Here is a 536-nt window from a genome sequence, read left to right on the forward strand (position 1 = left end):
GCCGGCCGTCGCGTCCGGCACCGCGGTCGCCGCCGGCACCGCGAGCATCCAGGCGAACCCGGGGAACCCGACGTCGCCCACCGCCACCGCGCACACGGTGACGGTCAACGGGACCGCCGTGCCGGTCAAGGCCGAGTCCGTGAGCGGCACCTCGCACGACGTCGCGATGTTCGCGAAGGGGACGGGTACCGCGACGATCAGCGTCACGATGCCCGGCCTCGCCGCGTCGGCCACCCCGGTCGTCACGCCCCGGACGCTCGGGATCGCCACGACCCGGGCCGGCGACACCGTGACCTTCACGATCCGCGACGCGCACCCGCTCGTCATCGAGACCCCCGGCGTCCGCGCACTGTTCCTCTTCGTCACGCCGTCGGAGACCGCGGTACCGTCCGCGTCGGACCCCGACGTGCTGTACTTCGGACCCGGCGAGCACCACGCCGGCGTGATCCGCCCGGTGTCGGGCCAGACGGTCTACCTCGCGCCGGGTGCCCTCGTGCACGGGCGCATCGACGGCGACGACGTCACCGGCGTGCACG

Annotated in this window: 1 protein-coding gene; it reads left to right on the forward strand. The window is 74.4% G+C overall.

Annotation, left to right across the window (positions count from 1 at the left end; all coding sequences use genetic code 11):
- Window positions 1-139: 139 nt before the first annotated feature.
- Window positions 140-536, forward strand: a 397-nt coding sequence (locus BIV03_RS19855; RefSeq protein ID WP_217637405.1) for a hypothetical protein, incomplete at its 3' end; no start/stop codon positions are given.

Source organism: Curtobacterium sp. MCBA15_016 (genome assembly GCF_001865105.1).
In the GTDB taxonomy this organism is placed as follows: Bacteria; Actinomycetota; Actinomycetes; order Actinomycetales; family Microbacteriaceae; genus Curtobacterium.